At 37.1% G+C, this 16,879-nt stretch carries 14 protein-coding genes; all 14 read left to right on the top strand.

Annotation, left to right across the window (positions count from 1 at the left end; translation table 11 throughout):
- Nucleotides 1–65 precede the first annotated feature (65 nt).
- The 14 genes from HMPREF0850_RS12020 to HMPREF0850_RS11955 all read left to right on the top strand — a co-directional run bounded on the left by HMPREF0850_RS12020 (nt 66) and on the right by HMPREF0850_RS11955 (nt 16,804).
- On the top strand, nt 66–1,676 hold the full coding sequence (locus HMPREF0850_RS12020) for a glycoside hydrolase family 13 protein (RefSeq protein WP_001156778.1): 1,611 nt from the start codon (nt 66–68) through the stop codon (nt 1,674–1,676).
- 169 nt (nt 1,677–1,845) lie between these two features.
- Nucleotides 1,846–3,813, top strand: a complete 1,968-nt coding sequence (locus HMPREF0850_RS12015) for a peptide ABC transporter substrate-binding protein (RefSeq protein WP_000837390.1) — start codon at nt 1,846–1,848, stop codon at nt 3,811–3,813.
- Between the two features lie 146 nt (nt 3,814–3,959).
- Nucleotides 3,960–5,921, top strand: coding sequence for a peptide ABC transporter substrate-binding protein (locus tag HMPREF0850_RS12010; RefSeq protein WP_000593538.1), 1,962 nt, complete (start codon nt 3,960–3,962; stop codon nt 5,919–5,921).
- Between the two features lie 188 nt (nt 5,922–6,109).
- A complete protein-coding gene (cpsA, locus tag HMPREF0850_RS12005) occupies nt 6,110–7,555 on the top strand; it encodes an LCP family glycopolymer transferase CpsA (RefSeq protein WP_000166971.1) in 1,446 nt (481 codons plus the stop codon).
- A 1-nt stretch (nt 7,556) separates the two neighbouring features.
- The gene (gene cps4B, locus HMPREF0850_RS12000; RefSeq protein WP_000565374.1) at nt 7,557–8,288 is read left to right on the top strand and encodes a capsular polysaccharide biosynthesis protein Cps4B; all 732 of its coding nucleotides are present in this window, start codon (nt 7,557–7,559) and stop codon (nt 8,286–8,288) included.
- Between the two features lie 8 nt (nt 8,289–8,296).
- The gene (locus HMPREF0850_RS11995; protein ID WP_000664138.1) at nt 8,297–8,989 is read left to right on the top strand and encodes a capsular polysaccharide biosynthesis protein; all 693 of its coding nucleotides are present in this window, start codon (nt 8,297–8,299) and stop codon (nt 8,987–8,989) included.
- A gap of 9 nt (nt 8,990–8,998) precedes the next feature.
- Nucleotides 8,999–9,682 (top strand): tyrosine-protein kinase, encoded by a 684-nt coding sequence (locus HMPREF0850_RS11990; RefSeq protein ID WP_001142537.1) that lies wholly within the window; start codon nt 8,999–9,001, stop codon nt 9,680–9,682.
- Nucleotides 9,683–9,703: 21 nt separating this feature from the next.
- Entirely contained in the window at nt 9,704–11,071 is a 1,368-nt protein-coding gene (locus tag HMPREF0850_RS11985) for a sugar transferase (RefSeq protein WP_001013651.1), read from the top strand.
- 5 nt (nt 11,072–11,076) lie between these two features.
- The gene (locus HMPREF0850_RS11980) at nt 11,077–11,820 is read left to right on the top strand and encodes a WecB/TagA/CpsF family glycosyltransferase (RefSeq protein WP_001005724.1); all 744 of its coding nucleotides are present in this window, start codon (nt 11,077–11,079) and stop codon (nt 11,818–11,820) included.
- Nucleotides 11,817–12,641 (top strand): LicD family protein, encoded by an 825-nt coding sequence (locus HMPREF0850_RS11975; RefSeq protein WP_001076787.1) that lies wholly within the window; start codon nt 11,817–11,819, stop codon nt 12,639–12,641. Before HMPREF0850_RS11980 ends, HMPREF0850_RS11975 begins: the two co-directional genes overlap by 4 nt.
- A 1-nt stretch (nt 12,642) precedes the next feature.
- Nucleotides 12,643–13,524, top strand: a complete 882-nt coding sequence (locus HMPREF0850_RS11970; RefSeq protein WP_000458859.1) for a glycosyltransferase — start codon at nt 12,643–12,645, stop codon at nt 13,522–13,524.
- Nucleotides 13,525–13,533: 9 nt separating this feature from the next.
- Entirely contained in the window at nt 13,534–14,631 is a 1,098-nt protein-coding gene (locus HMPREF0850_RS11965) for a glycosyl transferase (protein ID WP_001035790.1), read from the top strand.
- Nucleotides 14,632–14,649: 18 nt separating this feature from the next.
- Nucleotides 14,650–15,894, top strand: coding sequence for a hypothetical protein (locus tag HMPREF0850_RS11960; protein ID WP_000828637.1), 1,245 nt, complete (start codon nt 14,650–14,652; stop codon nt 15,892–15,894).
- 7 nt (nt 15,895–15,901) lie between these two features.
- Entirely contained in the window at nt 15,902–16,804 is a 903-nt protein-coding gene (locus tag HMPREF0850_RS11955; RefSeq protein ID WP_000361937.1) for a glycosyltransferase family 2 protein, read from the top strand.
- Nucleotides 16,805–16,879: the final 75 nt, after the last annotated feature.

Below are 16,879 nucleotides of genomic sequence, written 5' to 3'. Positions count from 1 at the left end.
GCTTGCACTAAGTTAAAAAAAGCGCTATCATAGACTGTAGATTATTAAAACAATGAGGTAAGAAAATGCAAGAAAAATGGTGGCACAATGCCGTAGTCTATCAAGTCTATCCAAAGAGTTTTATGGACAGCAACGGAGATGGGATTGGCGATTTGCCAGGAATTACTAGTAAGTTAGACTATCTAGCTAAGTTAGGAATCACAGCGATTTGGCTTTCTCCTGTTTATGACAGCCCTATGGACGATAATGGCTATGATATTGCTGATTATCAAGCCATTGCAGCTATTTTCGGAACCATGGAGGATATGGATGAACTGATCGCAGAAGCTAAGAAGCGTGATATTCGAATTATCATGGACTTGGTGGTCAATCATACCTCGGATGAACACGCCTGGTTTGTAGAGGCCTGTGAAAATCCTGACAGCCCTGAGCGAGACTACTATATCTGGCGGGATGAGTCCAATGATTTGGAGTCTATCTTTAGTGGATCTGCTTGGGAATACGATGAAAAGTCGGGTCAATACTATCTCCACTTTTTCAGTAAGAAACAGCCTGATCTCAACTGGGAAAATGAAAAAGTGCGCCAGAAAATTTATGAGATGATGAACTTCTGGATTGATAAAGGCATTGGCGGTTTCCGTATGGATGTCATTGACATGATTGGGAAAATTCCTGATGAGAAGGTAGTGAATAATGGTCCTATGCTCCATCCCTATCTCAAGGAAATGAATCAAGCAACCTTTGGCGACAAAGATCTCTTGACAGTAGGAGAGACCTGGGGAGCAACGCCAGAGATTGCTAAGCTTTACTCGGATCCAAAAGGACAAGAATTGTCAATGGTCTTCCAGTTTGAACACATCTGTCTTCAGTATCAGGAAGGGCAACCTAAGTGGCACTACCAAAAAGAGTTAAATGTAGGGAAATTAAAGGAAATTTTCAACAAATGGCAGACAGAGTTGGGAGTTGAAGACGGTTGGAATTCCCTCTTCTGGAACAACCATGACCTCCCTCGCATCGTCTCTATCTGGGGAAATGACCAAGAATACCGTGAAAAATCTGCTAAAGCCTTTGCAATCCTGCTTCATCTCATGAGAGGGACACCTTATATCTACCAGGGTGAGGAGATTGGGATGACCAATTATCCGTTTGAAACACTGGACCAAGTAGAGGATATAGAATCCCTCAACTATGCGCGTGAAGCTCTTGAAAAAGGTGTTTCTCTGGAGGAAATTATGGACAGTATCCGTGTCATCGGTCGTGATAATGCCCGTACTCCGATGCAATGGGATGAGAGTAAAAATGCTGGCTTCTCAACAGGTTACCCTTGGTTGGCAGTCAATCCAAACTACGAAGAAATCAACGTTCAAGAAGCACTGGCAAATCCAGATTCTATTTTCTATACCTATCAGAAGCTGGTTCAAATCCGTAAGGAGAATAGCTGGCTGATTCGAGCTGACTTTGAACTACTTGATACGACTGATAAGGTCTTTGCTTATATCCGTAAGGACGGTGACCGTCGATTCCTAGTCGTGGCTAATTTGTCCAATGAAAAACAAAACTTTTCAGTAGAAGGAAAAGTGAAATCTGTCTTGATTGAAAACACTGTGGCTCAAGAAGCGCTTGAGAAACAGACCTTGGCTCCATGGGATGCCTTCTGTGTGGAAATGACTGACTAAAATGAGAGAACCTCAAGTCTTTGATGCTTGAGGTTCTTTTACTAAAAATTATGTAGAAAAATCTTTAAAAAATATTTGTTAGAATTTTCTAAAAAATCTGTCGAAAGTCCTTGCTTTTATGAAAAAATAGGGTATAATGGTGAAAACACTATCTTTAAGGAGATTACTTATGAAATCGAAAAAGTGGCTCTTAGGAGCAGGTGCTGTTTTGAGTGCAGCCCTACTGTTAACTGCTTGTGGGCAAAGTGAAAAGAAGGCTGATGCTCCCAAGACATTTTCTTATGTCTATGCAATAGATCCATCATCTTTGGACTACAGCGTGACGAGCAAGAGCTCAACTTCTGACGTTATAGCCAACGTTGTCGATGGCCTCTTGGAAAACGATAAATACGGGAACTTGATTCCGTCGCTTGCAGAAGATTGGTCTGTTTCTAAAGATGGCTTGACCTATACCTACAAACTTCGTAAGGGTGTAAAATGGTATACTTCTGAGGGAGAAGAGTATGCTGAAGTCAAGGCTCAGGACTTTGTTACGGGTCTGAAACATGCAGCTGATGGTAAATCAGACGGCCTCTCTCTCCTTCAAGATTCTATCAAAGGTTTGGCTGCCTACATTAGTGGTGAAAGCAATGACTTTTCTACTGTAGGAGTCAAGGCTGTTGACGATTATACGGTTGAATATACACTCAATAAACCAGAAAGTTTCTGGAACTCTAAAGTCACAACTGCAACCATGCTTCCAGTTAATGAAGAATTCTTGAATTCTAAAGGGAGTGACTATGGTGCACCAACACCATCAAGTATTCTTTATAACGGTCCTTATTTCTTGAAATCATTGACTTCAAAATCAGTCATCGAATATGAAAAGAATCCAAACTACTGGGATAAGGACAATGTTAAGATTGACAACATCAAACTAACTTTCTACGATGGATCTGACCAAGAATCTTTGATTCGCAGCTTTACACAAGGTGCTTATACAACAGCCCGTCTCTTCCCAACAAGCTCAAACTTTGAGTCAACTAAGAAAGAGTACGGCGATAAGATTGTCTACAGTCCACAAGAAGCGACAAGCTACTACCTCACTGTTAACGTAAACCGCCAGTCTTACAATAAAACAGCCAAAACAGACGAAGCTCAAAAAACATCAACCAAAGAAGCTCTTCTCAACAAGAACTTCCGTCAGGCACTGAACTTTGCCCTTGACCGTCACTCTTACACGGCTCAGTTGAATGGTGAAGAAGGGGCGGACAAGATTATCCGTAATAGCCTAGTACCTCATGACTACGTTCAAGTAGGTGAAAAGACATTTGGAGAGTTGGCTCAGGCAGAGCTCGTTTCTTATGGTGACCAGTGGAAAGATGTAGCCCTTACAGATGGCAAGGATACGCTATACAGTCCTGAAAAAGCCAAGGCAGCCTTTGCAAAGGCTAAGGCAGAATTGCAGGCCAAGGGTGTCACCTTCCCAATCCGTTTGGATGTTCCAGTTGAACAGACCGATGTCATTGCCGTTCAACAAACCAACTCACTCAAGCAGTCTATCGAGTCAACACTTGGTACAGAGAATGTCATTGTTGATGTCCTTCAAATGACAGATAATGAAAAAATGAGTATTACGTCCCAAGCCAAAGTGCCATCCCAAAAAGATTATGACTTGAATGGAACTGGTTGGGGGCCAGACTATCAGGACCCAGCTACCTACCTCAACATTCTTGATGCTAAGAAGGGTTCTGCTCTTAAACACTTGGGGATCACTCGCGGAAAAGATCCAGAAGTGATGGCTCAGGTCGGTCTAGACGAATACAAGAAACTCTTGGATGATGCCGCAGCTGAAACCAGCGACCTTAATAAGCGTTATGAAAAATATGCTAAAGCTCAAGCTTGGGTATCGGATAGTTCACTTTTAATCCCAGTTGCTTCTTCAGGTGGTTCTCCAACGGTTAGCCGTACTGTACCATTTACAAAAGCTTACTCTCAAGTCGGGATCAAGGGAGACCCATTTGTATTCAAAGGATTGGAATTGCAAAATGACGTTGTGACTGCAAAAGAATACGAAGAAGCCTTCAAGAAATGGCAACAAGAAAAAATCGAGACAAATGCCAAATACCAAAAAGAACTTGAAAAACACGTCAAGTAATCTATAAACAGAAAAGGAAGTTGCAGGAAACTGTGCTTCTTTTTTGTTTTGAGACACCAGTTGTCATAAAGGCAGTAACTTTACATTTTTGAATAAATTTGATAAAATATGGTTATGTTATAAAAAGTGACATAAAGGAGTGAATGATGATCAAACTGAAAAAAAGACTAATCGGGACAGGTCTTGTCTTAGCGACAGGGATTTTGCTCTCTGCATGTGGACAGTCCAACACAGATACTAGCACTTATTCATCAACATTTAGTGCGAATCCAACAACTTTTAACTATCTTCTAGATTATTATGCAGATAACACTGCCGTTATTACCAATCTCGTAGATGGATTGCTAGAAAATGACAGCTATGGGAACCTCGTACCTGCTCTTGCGGAGGATTGGTCTGTTTCATCAGATGGTTTGACCTATACCTACAAGCTTAGAAAAGATGCCAAGTGGTATACGGCTGATGGTGAGGAATACGCTTCAGTCAAAGCTCAGGATTTTGTCACTGGGATCAAATATGCTGCGGACAACAAGGGGCAAGCCATGGATCTGATTCAAAATTCAATCAAGGGATTGAATGACTATGTGACGGGTGTGACCAATGACTTTTCAACTGTTGGTGTCAAAGCCTTGGATGACTATACGGTTGAGTACACTTTGACACGACCAGAACCTTATTGGAACTCTAAGACAACCAATAGTATTCTTTTCCCAGTCAACGAAGAGTTTTTGAAATCAAAAGATAAAGACTTTGGTACCTTGACACCAGACAGCATCCTTTATAACGGTCCATATCTGTTAAAAGATTTCACATCAAAATCTTCGATCGAATATGTGAAGAATCCACACTATTATGACCATGATAAAGTAACCATTGAAAAAGTTAAGTTAGCCTACTTTGATGGGTCAGATCAGGAGATGACCATTCGAAACTTTGAAAGTGGTGCTTACTCGATTGCAGGAGTCTATCCAAACAGTTCGAATTATGCTAAGACAAAAGAAAAATACCAAGACAATATCCTCTATAGCTTACAAGACAAGACATCTTGGTACTTTAACTTTAACGTCAACCGCAAAACCTATAATCATACCGCTAAAACAACGGACGAACAAAAGAAATCAGCTCAAACAGCTATCTTAAATAAAAATTTCCGTCAGGCTATCAACTTTGGAATTGATCGAACAGCCTACTCTGCTCAATCTAACGGTGAAGAAGCAGCGAGCAAAACCCTTCGTAATACTCTGGTTCCCCCAACATTTGTCCAGGTGGGAGATAAGACCTTTGGAGAAGTAACAGCATCTAAACTTGTAAACTATGGAACTGAGTGGTCAGGTATCAATTTGGCAGATGCTCAAGATGCTTACTTCAACAAGGAAAAGGCCCAAGCAAAATTTGCGGAAGCTAAAAAGGAATTGGAAGCCCAAGGCGTGACTTTCCCAATCCATTTGGATGTCCCTGTTGATCAGACGAATAAAAATGCGGTTTCTGGTATGAACTCGGTTAAACAAACCCTTGAAACAGTACTAGGTTCTGACAATATCGTCATTGATGTTCAACAGCTTTCTACAGATGACTTTGGAAATGTTGCCTTCCTAGCACCAAATCCAGCAGCTCGTGACTACGACCTAAACTTTGATGGTTGGGTTGGTGATTACCAGGATCCATCAACTTATCTAGATCCATTCAATGCTGAAACTGGCTTCTATCTCAAGATTTTTGGTCTTGATGCCAAGGAAGACCAAGAGCTCATCAAGAGTCTGGGATTAGATACCTATACGAAACTTTTAAAAGAAGCAGATGCTGAGAACAAAGATGTCGCTAAGCGTTATGAAAAATACGCTGAAGCTCAAGCTTGGATGATTGACAATTCTCTAGTCATGTCTGCTATGTCAAATGGTGGTACAGCCTCTGTAACTAAAGTAACTCCGTTTACACGTGCCTACTCCCTAGTAGGTATCAAGGGTGACGGAAATAATTATAAGTATATGAGATTACAAAAAGACCCTGTTACCAAGAAACAATTTGATGAAGCCAAGACTAAGTGGGAAGAAGAACGAAAAAAAGCCATCGAACAAAGTCAAAAAGAATTTGAAAATCATATCAAATAAAAAGTTAAATAAGGTCTCTTGCAAGAGATCTTGTTTTTGTTTGCTCAAGGTCCTAAATAATGAAAGCGGTCACTTCAAAATATAGCTAAGAAAAAAGGAATGAAAACGCTGAGAATTGTGGGAATGAATGGAATTTGTCCTACTTTTGTGATATAATTACTTTAATTATTATAGTATAGGGGAGTGTCATGACGAAACGTTCAAAGAGATCTCGCTCGGGGAAAGTAAAGCGAAGCGTTAACATAGCCTTGTTAGCTATTTATCTATTGTTGGCTGGCTTTTTATTGTTTTTGATTTTTAAATACCATATCCTTGCTTTTAGATATCTTAATCTAGTGGCAACTGCGTTAGTTCTACTAGTTGCCTTAGTAGGGCTGCTCTTGATTATCTATAAAAAAGCTGAAAAGTTCACCATTTTTCTATTGGTGCTCTCTATCCTTGTCAGCTCTGTGTCGCTCTTTGCAGTACAGCAGTTTGTTGGACTGACCAATCGTTTAAATGCGACTTCTAATTACTCAGAATATTCTATCAGTGTTGCTGTTTTAGCAGATAGTGAGGTTGGAAATGTTACGCAACTGACGAGTGTGACAGCACCGACTGGGACTGATAATGAAAATATTCAAAAACTACTAGCTGATATCAAGTCAAGTCAGAATACCGATTTGACGGTCAATCAGAGTTCGTCTTACTTGGCGGCTTACAAGAGTCTGATTGCAGGTGATACTAAGGCTATTGTCTTAAACAGTGTCTTTGAAAATATCATCGAGTCAGAGTATCCAGATTACGCATCGAAGATAAAAAAGATTTATACTAAGGGATTCACTAAAAAAGTAGAAGCTCCTAAGACGTCTAAGAATCAGTCTTTCAATATTTATGTGAGTGGAATTGATACCTATGGCCCGATTAGTTCAGTGTCGCGTTCAGACGTCAATATCCTGATGACTGTCAATCGAGATACCAAGAAAATCCTCTTGACCACAACGCCACGTGATGCCTATGTACCAATCGCAGACGGTGGAAATAATCAAAAAGATAAATTAACCCATGCGGGCATTTATGGAGTTGATTCATCCATCCACACCTTAGAAAATCTCTATGGAGTGGATATCAATTACTATGTGCGATTGAACTTCACTTCTTTCTTGAAATTGATTGATTTGTTGGGTGGGGTAGATGTTTATAATGATCAGGAATTCACAGCTCTACACGGGAAGTTTCAATTCCCTGTAGGCAATGTTCATCTTGATTCAGAACAGGCTCTCGGTTTTGTTCGCGAGCGCTACTCCCTAGCAGATGGCGATCGTGACCGCGGGCGCAATCAACAAAAGGTGATTGTGGCTATCCTTCAAAAATTAACGTCGACCGAAGCACTGAAAAATTATAGTACGATTATTGATAGTTTGCAAGATTCTATCCAAACAAACATGCCGCTTGAGACCATGATGAACTTGGTCAATGCTCAGTTGGAAAGTGGTGGAACTTACAAAGTGAATTCGCAAGACTTGAAAGGTACAGGACGGATGAATCTTCCTTCTTATGCGATGCCAGATAGTAACCTCTATATGATGGAAATTGACGACAGTAGCCTTGCATCTGTCAAAACTGCTATTCAAGACGTGTTGGAGGGTAGATGAAATGATTGATATTCATTCGCACATTGTCTTTGATGTAGATGATGGTCCCAAGTCAAGAGAGGAAAGCAAGTCTCTCTTGATAGAAGCCTACAGGCAGGGGGTGCGAACCATTGTCTCTACCTCTCACCGTCGCAAGGGCATGTTTGAAACTCCGGAAGAGAAGATAGCAGAAAACTTTCTTCAGGTTCGGGAAATAGCTAAGGAAGTGGCGAGTGACTTGGTCATTGCTTACGGGGCTGAAATTTACTACACACCAGATGTTCTGGACAAGCTGGAAAAAAAGCGGATTCCAACCCTCAATGATAGTCGTTATGCCTTGATAGAGTTTAGTATGAACACCCCTTATCGCGATATTCATAGCGCCTTGAGCAAGATCTTGATGTTGGGAATTACTCCAGTCATTGCCCACATCGAGCGCTATGATGCTCTTGAAAATAATGAAAAACGCGTTCGAGAACTGATCGATATGGGCTGTTACACGCAAGTAAATAGTTCACACATCCTCAAACCCAAACTTTTTGGAGAACGTTATAAATTCATGAAAAAAAGAGCTCAGTATTTTTTAGAGCAGGATTTGGTTCATGTGATTGCAAGTGATATGCACAATCTAGACGGTAGACCTCCTCATATGGCAGAAGCATATGACCTTGTTACCCAAAAATACGGAGAAGCGAAGGCTCAGGAACTCTTTATAGACAATCCTCGAAAAATTGTAATGGATCAACTAATTTAGGAGAAATGATGAAAGAACAAAATACGATAGAAATCGATGTATTTCAATTATTTAAAACCTTATGGAAACGCAAGCTAATTATTTTATTAGTGGCACTGGTGACGGGGGCGGGAGCTTTTGCATATAGCGCTTTTATTGTTAAGCCAGAATATACGAGTACCACGCGTATTTACGTAGTCAACCGTAATCAAGGAGATAAGCCGGGACTGACGAATCAGGACTTGCAGGCAGGATCTTATCTGGTAAAAGACTACCGCGAGATTATCCTTTCGCAGGATGTATTGGAAAAGGTAGCGACAAATTTGAAATTGGATATGCCAGCAAAAACGTTAGCCAGCAAAGTTCAAGTGACGGTACCAACTGACACTCGTATCGTCTCAATCTCTGTCAAGAATAAACAACCAGAGGAAGCCAGCCGCATTGCTAATTCTCTACGAGAAGCTGCTGCAGAAAAGATCATCGCTGTAACGCGAGTATCTGATGTAACGACACTTGAAGAAGCGCGACCAGCTACGACTCCCTCTTCTCCAAATGTTCGACGCAACACCTTGTTTGGTTTTCTTGGAGGAGCCGTCGTAACAGTAATTACTGTTCTTTTGATTGAGTTGCTCGATACCCGTGTGAAACGTCCTGAAGATGTCGAAGATTTACTGCAAATTCCACTTCTAGGGGTCGTTCCAGATTTGGACAAAATGAAATAGGAGGAAGTTATGCCAACGTTAGAAATCTCACAGGCAAAATTGGATCTTGTAAAAAAGGCAGAGGAGTATTATAATGCTTTGTGCACGAACCTACAGTTAAGTGGAGATGATTTGAAAGTATTTTCTATCACTTCTGTGAAACCAGGAGAAGGAAAATCAACGACTTCCACTAATATCGCTTGGGCTTTTGCGCGTGCAGGTTACAAAACGCTGTTGATTGATGGAGATATCCGCAATTCTGTTATGTCAGGTGTCTTTAAAGCAAGGGATAAAATCACAGGTCTGACAGAATTTCTATCAGGAACTACAGACCTGTCACAAGGACTTTGTGATACCAATATCGAAAATCTCTTTGTGATTCAGGCTGGTACTGTGTCACCAAATCCGACGGCCCTTCTTCAAAGTAAGAATTTAAGTACAATGCTTGAAACCTTGCGTAAATATTTTGACTACATCATTGTAGACACTGCTCCTGTCGGTGTCGTGATTGATGCGGCTATCATTACGCGAAAATGTGATGCTTCTATTTTAGTGACAGCAGCAGGTGAAACAAATCGACGAGATATTCAAAAAGCGAAAGAACAGTTGGAACAAACTGGGAAGCCGTTTTTGGGAGTTGTGTTGAATAAATTCGATACTTCAGTATACAAACACAGTCCTTATGGAAATTATGGAGATTACGGGAAAAAATAAAAAATAGGTTGGGGGATAGAGATGAATGGAAAAGTAGTAAAGCCTTCATTGGCCATAATCCAGAGTTTTCTTGTTATTTTATTGACTTATCTGCTTAGCGCTGTGAGAGAAACGGAGATTGTTTCAACAACAGCTATTGCACTTTATATCCTCCATTATTTTGTCTTTTATATCAGTGATTATGGACAAGATTTCTTTAAAAGGGGATATTTGCTTGAACTTGTCCAGACATTGAAATATATCCTATTCTTTGCGCTAGCGATTAGTATTTCTAATTTTTTCTTAGAAGATCGATTTAGTATTTCCAGACGAGGCATGATTTACTTCCTCACATTAGATGCTCTTTTAGTCTATGTGCTAAACCTATTTATCAAGTGGTATTGGAAGCGGGCTTACCCCAATTTTAAAGGAAGTAAGAAGATCCTCTTGCTCACAGCAACTTCTCGTGCCGAAAAGGTACTGGATAGATTAATAGAATCAAATGAGGTTGTTGGGGAGTTGGTAGCTGTCAGTGTTTTAGACAAACCAGATTTTCAGCATAATTCTTTAAAGGTAGTAGCAGAGGAGGAGATAGTAGACTTTGCGACTCATGAGGTGGTCGATGAAGTCTTTATCAATCTTCCAAGTGAAAAATACAATATTGGAGAGCTTATCTCTCAGTTTGAAACGATGGGAATTGATGTGACAGTCAATCTAAATGCTTTTGATCGTAGTTTGGCACGTAACAAGCAAATTCGTGAGATGGCAGGATTAAACGTTGTGACTTTTTCTACAACATTTTATAAGACTAGCCACGTGATTGCTAAGCGGATTATTGATATTATCGGTTCTCTAGTAGGGCTGATACTATGTGGTCTAGTCAGTATTGTACTGGTCCCTTTGATTCGAAAGGATGGGGGCTCTGCTATTTTTGCTCAGACGCGTATAGGAAAAAATGGTCGCCACTTCACTTTTTACAAGTTCCGCTCCATGTGTGTAGATGCTGAGGACAAAAAAAGAGAACTCATGGAACAAAATACCATGCAGGGTGGAATGTTTAAGGTGGATGATGACCCACGTATCACGAAAATTGGTCGTTTTATACGAAAGACTAGCTTGGACGAGCTGCCACAGTTTTATAATGTTCTAAAGGGAGATATGAGTTTGGTAGGTACACGACCACCAACAGTGGACGAGTATGAACACTATACCCCAGAACAAAAACGTCGTTTAAGTTTTAAACCTGGGATAACAGGATTATGGCAGGTCAGTGGACGAAGTGAAATCAAGAATTTCGATGAAGTTGTCAAATTAGATGTGGCCTATATTGATGGTTGGACAATCTGGAAAGACGTTGAAATTTTATTGAAGACAGTTAAAGTTGTATTGATGAAGGATGGAGCGAAATAGTTCATATGAATGAGAGAATTCAAATATTAGGAATTACTATTGATCCATTAACGATGAAAGAAACAGTGGATGCTGTTGAACAGTATGTTTTAAAGAAGCATCCTTTGCACTTGATGGGAGTTAACGCGGATAAAATTAATCAGTGCCATGAAGATGAGAAAATTAAAAAAATCGTTAATGAATCAGGAATAATTAATGCCGACGGTGCTTCAGTGGTTTTAGCGAGTAAGTTTTTAGGAGCGCCTGTCCCTGAACGAGTAGCTGGTATAGATTTGATGCAAAATTTGCTAGAGTTATCAAATAAAAAAGGATACTCAGTTTACTTTTTTGGAGCCAAAGAAGAAATTTTGCAAGATATGCTAAAAGCTTTTAAACAAAGATATCCTGATCTTGATGTTGTTGGTTATAGAAATGGATATTTTTCACCTGAAGATGAAGAAAAGATTCAGGAAGATATTAAAGATAGAAAACCAGACTTTGTGTTTGTAGGGATTACTTCTCCTAAGAAAGAATATATTATCCAATCATTCATGGATAATGGAATTAATGCTGTTTTTATGGGTGTTGGTGGCAGTTTTGATGTATTATCAGGGCACATCAAACGAGCTCCATTATGGATGCAAAAATTGAATCTGGAATGGTTATTCCGCGTAGCTAATGAACCTAAACGCCTTTTTAAGCGTTATTTTGTAGGGAATATTTCATTTATAAGAAAAGTCTTAAGAGCGAAAAGGGGATATAAATTTTGAACCAAACAGAAATGGTTAAATTGATTCAGAAAGTTGAATTGGATGCTATAAAAGAGTTTCAAAAAATTTGTAAAGAGAACAAAATAGATTTCTTCCTTCGTGGGGGGAGTGTACTTGGGGCAGTCAAATATGATGGCTTTATTCCATGGGATGATGACATGGATATTGCTGTGCCCCGTGAAGGCTACGATAAACTTCCAGGTATCTTTAAGGGTAGAATTATCGCAGGCAAATATCAGGTTCTTGCTTATCAATATTGCGATACTTTACATTGCTACTTTCCTCGCTTATTCCTTTTAGAAGATGAACGGAAACGTTTGGGCTTGCCACGAAATACCAATTTAGGCCTGCATTTGATTGATATCATTCCTTTGGATGGTGCCCCAAATCATTCATTTTCAAGAAAGCTTTACTTCGGTAAAGTATACTGGTATCGTTTTTTAGCAAGTTTAGGAACTACTTATGTTGGAGATCATGTGGATATGCATTCCGTTAAGCAAAAACTAATCATCGGTTTCTTTAAAAAGCTAGGATTTGCAAAACTATTTCCTCAAAATTCTGTTTATAGACGCTTGGATAATCTCTATAAAAAGTATGATTGGAAAAAGCAGAGGTATGCTGGAACTATCAATGCCTCTTTATTTGCTAAAGAAGTTATGCCAGTAGAGATTTGGGGAGAAGGAGTAGAGAAGCCTTTTGAGGATACCTTCTTTAAAGTTCCAACGGAGTATGATCGCTACTTGAAAAGACTTTATGGGGAAAACTATCTTCACGAAGAGCCTAGTGATGATGAAAAGAAATCGCATTTAGGAGGACAATAATTTGTTTTGTTATATTATTTTGCATTACAAAGTATTAGAGGAAACTATTTCTTGTGTTAAATCAATAAAGGAAGCGAATTCCAATTCAAAACAGATAATCATTATTGATAATTTTTCTAATAATGGTACGGGTGAAAAACTACAAGAGCTTTATGAGTCGGATTCAGAGATTGATGTATTGATTAATCATGAAAATGCTGGTTTTGCTCGTGGAAATAATGTAGCTTATCAATTTGCTAAGGAAAAGTATAACCCCGATTTCATGGTTATCATGAATAACGATATTGAGATAGAAACAGAAGATTTTGAAAAAATCGTGACAGATATCTATCGTGAGGAGAAATTCCATTTGCTTGGGCCAGATATCTTCTCGACTACTTATCAACTTCACCAAAACCCAAAACGGTTGACACATTATACTTATGAAGAAGTTAAAACTCTAAATGAAAAATTTAAAAAAGGGAGCCAAGTTAGTCTAGTTTTAAAAATCAAATGTTGGATGAAAGCTAGTAAAACTCTTCGAACAGCAATCTATCAAAATAGACGTAAAAAAGGATCAGTAGACTATAGAAAACAGGTAGAAAACCCAATTCTTCATGGTTCGTTTATTGTATATTCAAGAGATTTTATCGAAAAAGAGGAGTATGCTTTTAACCCTAACACCTTCTTCTACTATGAAACAGAGATATTAGATTATGAAGCTGAATTAAAAGGATACAAGAGAATTTACACACCGAAGATTAAGGTATTGCACCATCAAAATGTTGCAACTAATCAGGTTTATACAAACTTAGTAGAAAAAACTTTATTTTCAAACAAATGCAACTTTGAATCCACTAGTTATTTTTTAACTTTAATGGAGAAAAATAAAATTAGTCGGTAATTATTAAAAATGAATAAAAAAATGATGAAAAAAATTTTATATGTGACAAATGTTGATTGGAATTGGATAAAACAGCGTCCACAATTTATTGCAGAAAGCTTATCTAATTTTTATGAGATACTAGTTCTGTATCGCTATTGGTATAATAGAAAAGGGTTGACTGAGGATAGAAATACTAACATTACAAATATATCACGTATTTATGCCCTACCTTTTGTTAATAGGTCACCTAAACTAAAGCAACTGAATGATAAAATTGTTGCTTGGAAAATTCGAAGAAAAGTTAAGACCTTTAAACCAGAATATGTATATTTGACAAATCCAATGCAGTTTGCATCTCTTGTAGACAATTCAGAACAAAAAATAATATATGATTGTATGGATTATCATGTGGCTTTTATAGAGGATAGAGAGGAACGCCAGCGATTAAAGGATTTAGAAGAGAAACTGGTCAATAGAGCTAATTTAATCTTGGTTTCGAGTGAGAAATTAAGAGAAAATATTATTTCTGATTATAACTTGGAAGAACAGGTTGATAAAATAGTGGTGGTTAGAAATGGTTATAATGGTAAAATCTTAAGCATTCCTACTCAGCATAAAAAGAATAACCAAAAGCTTGTACTTGCATATGTTGGAACTATCAGTCATTGGTTTGATTTTGATATCATTTTACGAAGTTTAGAAGATTTTGATAATATTGAATATAAGTTGATTGGTCCGATTAGTAAAGCTGTTATTCCTGAACATGATAGAATTCATTATTTAGGAAGTGTACCACACGAGAAGATTTATCAGTATATTGAGAATGCAGATGTTCTTATTATGCCGTTTCAAATTAATGATATTGTTGAAGCAGTGGATCCAGTCAAGTTGTATGAATATATTAACTTTAACAAAAATATACTTACGGTATGTTATAAGGAAATTCTGAGATTTGAACCATTTGTATACATGTATTCAAATTATTCAGATTACCAAATGAATCTGGTGCAATTGATTGAAAATAATAATTTGAAATATGACAGTATAGCTAGAGAAGATTTTTTGAAAAGTAATACTTGGGAAAAAAGAGCGGAGATGATTCATCAGTTGATTAATCAATTGTAATTTTTTGTGGAGAGATGAATGAAGAGACAGAAGTTTGAATTTATAGAGATTCTATACTATTTTACAGTGATGCTATCAGTGGGAATGTTTCTTATGTTTTCCCTCAACTTATATTGGCACAGAAACTTATTAACTATTTTATCTATTGCACTCTTATTTTTAATGATTCCTATACTGATTGTTAATGCTAAAAGAATTTCTAAATCTGCTTTTATCTATGGTACTTTTTTATTTATATGTATTATATATGAGATCTTAAGAGCTAAAACTCTTTATAATTACAGTGTGAGTAGTATTTTTTTGGCATCTAGGCAATATATATGGATTTTTCTATTTTTTGTATTGATTTACCTTTTTAAAAACAAACAAGAAAACATGAGAAAAATTTTAGATAATACACTCAATATTTTTATGTTTTCTCTTGGGATTAGAGCATTCACTTGGTTTTTATATACATTATTTCAAGTTGAACTATTTCCATCTATTTTAAGAGAATTCGGAGATTTGTGGTATAGAAATGAATTTTCGGTACGAATAGATGGAACGCCATTAATTATAATAGGTTTGCTAATCTCCGCTTTTTTCTATTTTAAATTTGGAAATAGGAAATACTTTTATTATTTGTTCTTGATATTAATGTATATAACATTTGTAAATCAGACAAGAATGCTATTGGTTTCTGTTTTGATTTCAATTTTTCTCATGTTTGTATATTCTAGAAGAACTTCTAGATTGCTCACCTCTTTAAGTTTTATAACTGTAATTATAGTATTCGTTTATGGAGGTGGATTGGATTATATTAAAGCGTATTTAAATATAGATACTGGATCATTTGATATGGGGTTAGGATTTAGATACTGGGAGTTGAAATACTATCTTGGTTTATTAGCTAATGGTGTATGGAAACTTGGGGTTGGAATTCTAACATCAAGTAATATAAATAGTAATTTTATTTTGGCTGGGCCAGGTGCTGTTAAGATGTACCTAGATGATTTAGGTTTTTTAGAGTTGTTTGTTCAATTTGGTGTGGCCGCAATTTTTATGTATGGTTATATATTTTATAAAATAATCAATTTAATTCTAAGAATGTCAAATGATAAATATAGAGTTGACCGAGCCTTTTTTATTGCACTCTTAACTAATTTAATAATTACTTCAATTTCTTTAAATATCTTTGGAGCGCAGAGAAGTTTCTCATTGGCAATTGTTCTTGCATTAATATTCTACTATGACTATAGGCTAAAAAATGACATAGAAAATTAGGTGTATAATGGATAAAGTATGTATAGTTATTCTCAATTATAATAATTATGAAGATACGATTGAATGTGTACAAAGTTTGAGAAGTACTATAAAATCAAATGAGTATGACATCGTGATTGTAGATAATAATTCGGTTAATGATAGTGTCAAAGAGTTATCCAGGGCGCTATCCCCTATTAAGATTATCACTAGTCTAGAAAATAGAGGATATGCGAATGGAAACAATATTGGAATAAAGTATGCTGAGGATAATGGATATGACTACATTTGTATATTAAACAACGATACACTAATTGAGGTTGATTTTTTGGAATCGTGTAAACGAGAACTAGAAGATAATTCCTCTGTTGCTTTTGTTAGTCCAGTGTTAGTTGAATATAAAAATAATAACTTGGTACAATCTACAGGTGGTGATATTTTTATTAATAGAGGAATTGTAACTTTAAAAAATCATGGTGCTCAGAGAGACAAACTTCCTTCTAAAATCGAAAGTGACTATATTGGGGGAGCGTGTTTGATGTTCAAAACCTCTATCTTGAAAATTATTGGATATATACCTGAAAGCTATTTTCTATTTTATGAAGAAACTGAATGGTGTTATAGAGCTAAAAAATTAGGATATAAGAATATATGTCTTACTCAAAGTTATGTTTATCATAAAGGTTCGGTCTCTATAAAAGCGGTTAATGGACTTCAAGAATATTTAATGGCAAGAAATAGAGTTGTATTTGTTCGAAGAAATGTAAATAGTAAACTAAGGTATACTGTTTTCTTGTTCTATTTATTCCTGCAACAACTTTATCATTGTTTCTTGAGAAGAGATTGTTCTAGAAGAAAGTATAAATATTATTTAGATGGTGTATTTAATAGAATTGATCCATCCTATCCATTTATTTTCATAAACGAATAAGTTACTGCTTATAACTGTAGATGCACTAAGATAATTAGATTAAATAAGCAAAGAGAGTGGTCATTATAGGATCAT

This window comes from Streptococcus sp. M143, from assembly GCF_000162495.1.
Lineage (GTDB): Bacteria > Bacillota > Bacilli > Lactobacillales > Streptococcaceae > Streptococcus > Streptococcus dentisani.
The sequence above is the reverse complement of the archived record's forward strand: the minus strand, read 5'-3'. Positions and strand labels throughout refer to the sequence as shown.

What these genes read in the sequence shown, in the direction of transcription:
- HMPREF0850_RS11995 (WP_000664138.1), top strand. Translation starts at nt 8,297, where the DNA reads ATGAAAGAACAAAATACGATAGAAATCGATGTATTTCAATTATTTAAA.
- cps4B (WP_000565374.1), top strand. Translation starts at nt 7,557, where the DNA reads ATGATTGATATTCATTCGCACATTGTCTTTGATGTAGATGATGGTCCC.
- HMPREF0850_RS11990 (WP_001142537.1), top strand. Translation starts at nt 8,999, where the DNA reads ATGCCAACGTTAGAAATCTCACAGGCAAAATTGGATCTTGTAAAAAAG.
- HMPREF0850_RS11955 (WP_000361937.1), top strand. Translation starts at nt 15,902, where the DNA reads ATGGATAAAGTATGTATAGTTATTCTCAATTATAATAATTATGAAGAT.
- HMPREF0850_RS11985 (WP_001013651.1), top strand. Translation starts at nt 9,704, where the DNA reads ATGAATGGAAAAGTAGTAAAGCCTTCATTGGCCATAATCCAGAGTTTT.
- HMPREF0850_RS11960 (WP_000828637.1), top strand. Translation starts at nt 14,650, where the DNA reads ATGAAGAGACAGAAGTTTGAATTTATAGAGATTCTATACTATTTTACA.
- HMPREF0850_RS11980 (WP_001005724.1), top strand. Translation starts at nt 11,077, where the DNA reads ATGAATGAGAGAATTCAAATATTAGGAATTACTATTGATCCATTAACG.
- HMPREF0850_RS12015 (WP_000837390.1), top strand. Translation starts at nt 1,846, where the DNA reads ATGAAATCGAAAAAGTGGCTCTTAGGAGCAGGTGCTGTTTTGAGTGCA.
- HMPREF0850_RS12020 (WP_001156778.1), top strand. Translation starts at nt 66, where the DNA reads ATGCAAGAAAAATGGTGGCACAATGCCGTAGTCTATCAAGTCTATCCA.
- cpsA (WP_000166971.1), top strand. Translation starts at nt 6,110, where the DNA reads ATGACGAAACGTTCAAAGAGATCTCGCTCGGGGAAAGTAAAGCGAAGC.
- HMPREF0850_RS11965 (WP_001035790.1), top strand. Translation starts at nt 13,534, where the DNA reads ATGAATAAAAAAATGATGAAAAAAATTTTATATGTGACAAATGTTGAT.
- HMPREF0850_RS12010 (WP_000593538.1), top strand. Translation starts at nt 3,960, where the DNA reads ATGATCAAACTGAAAAAAAGACTAATCGGGACAGGTCTTGTCTTAGCG.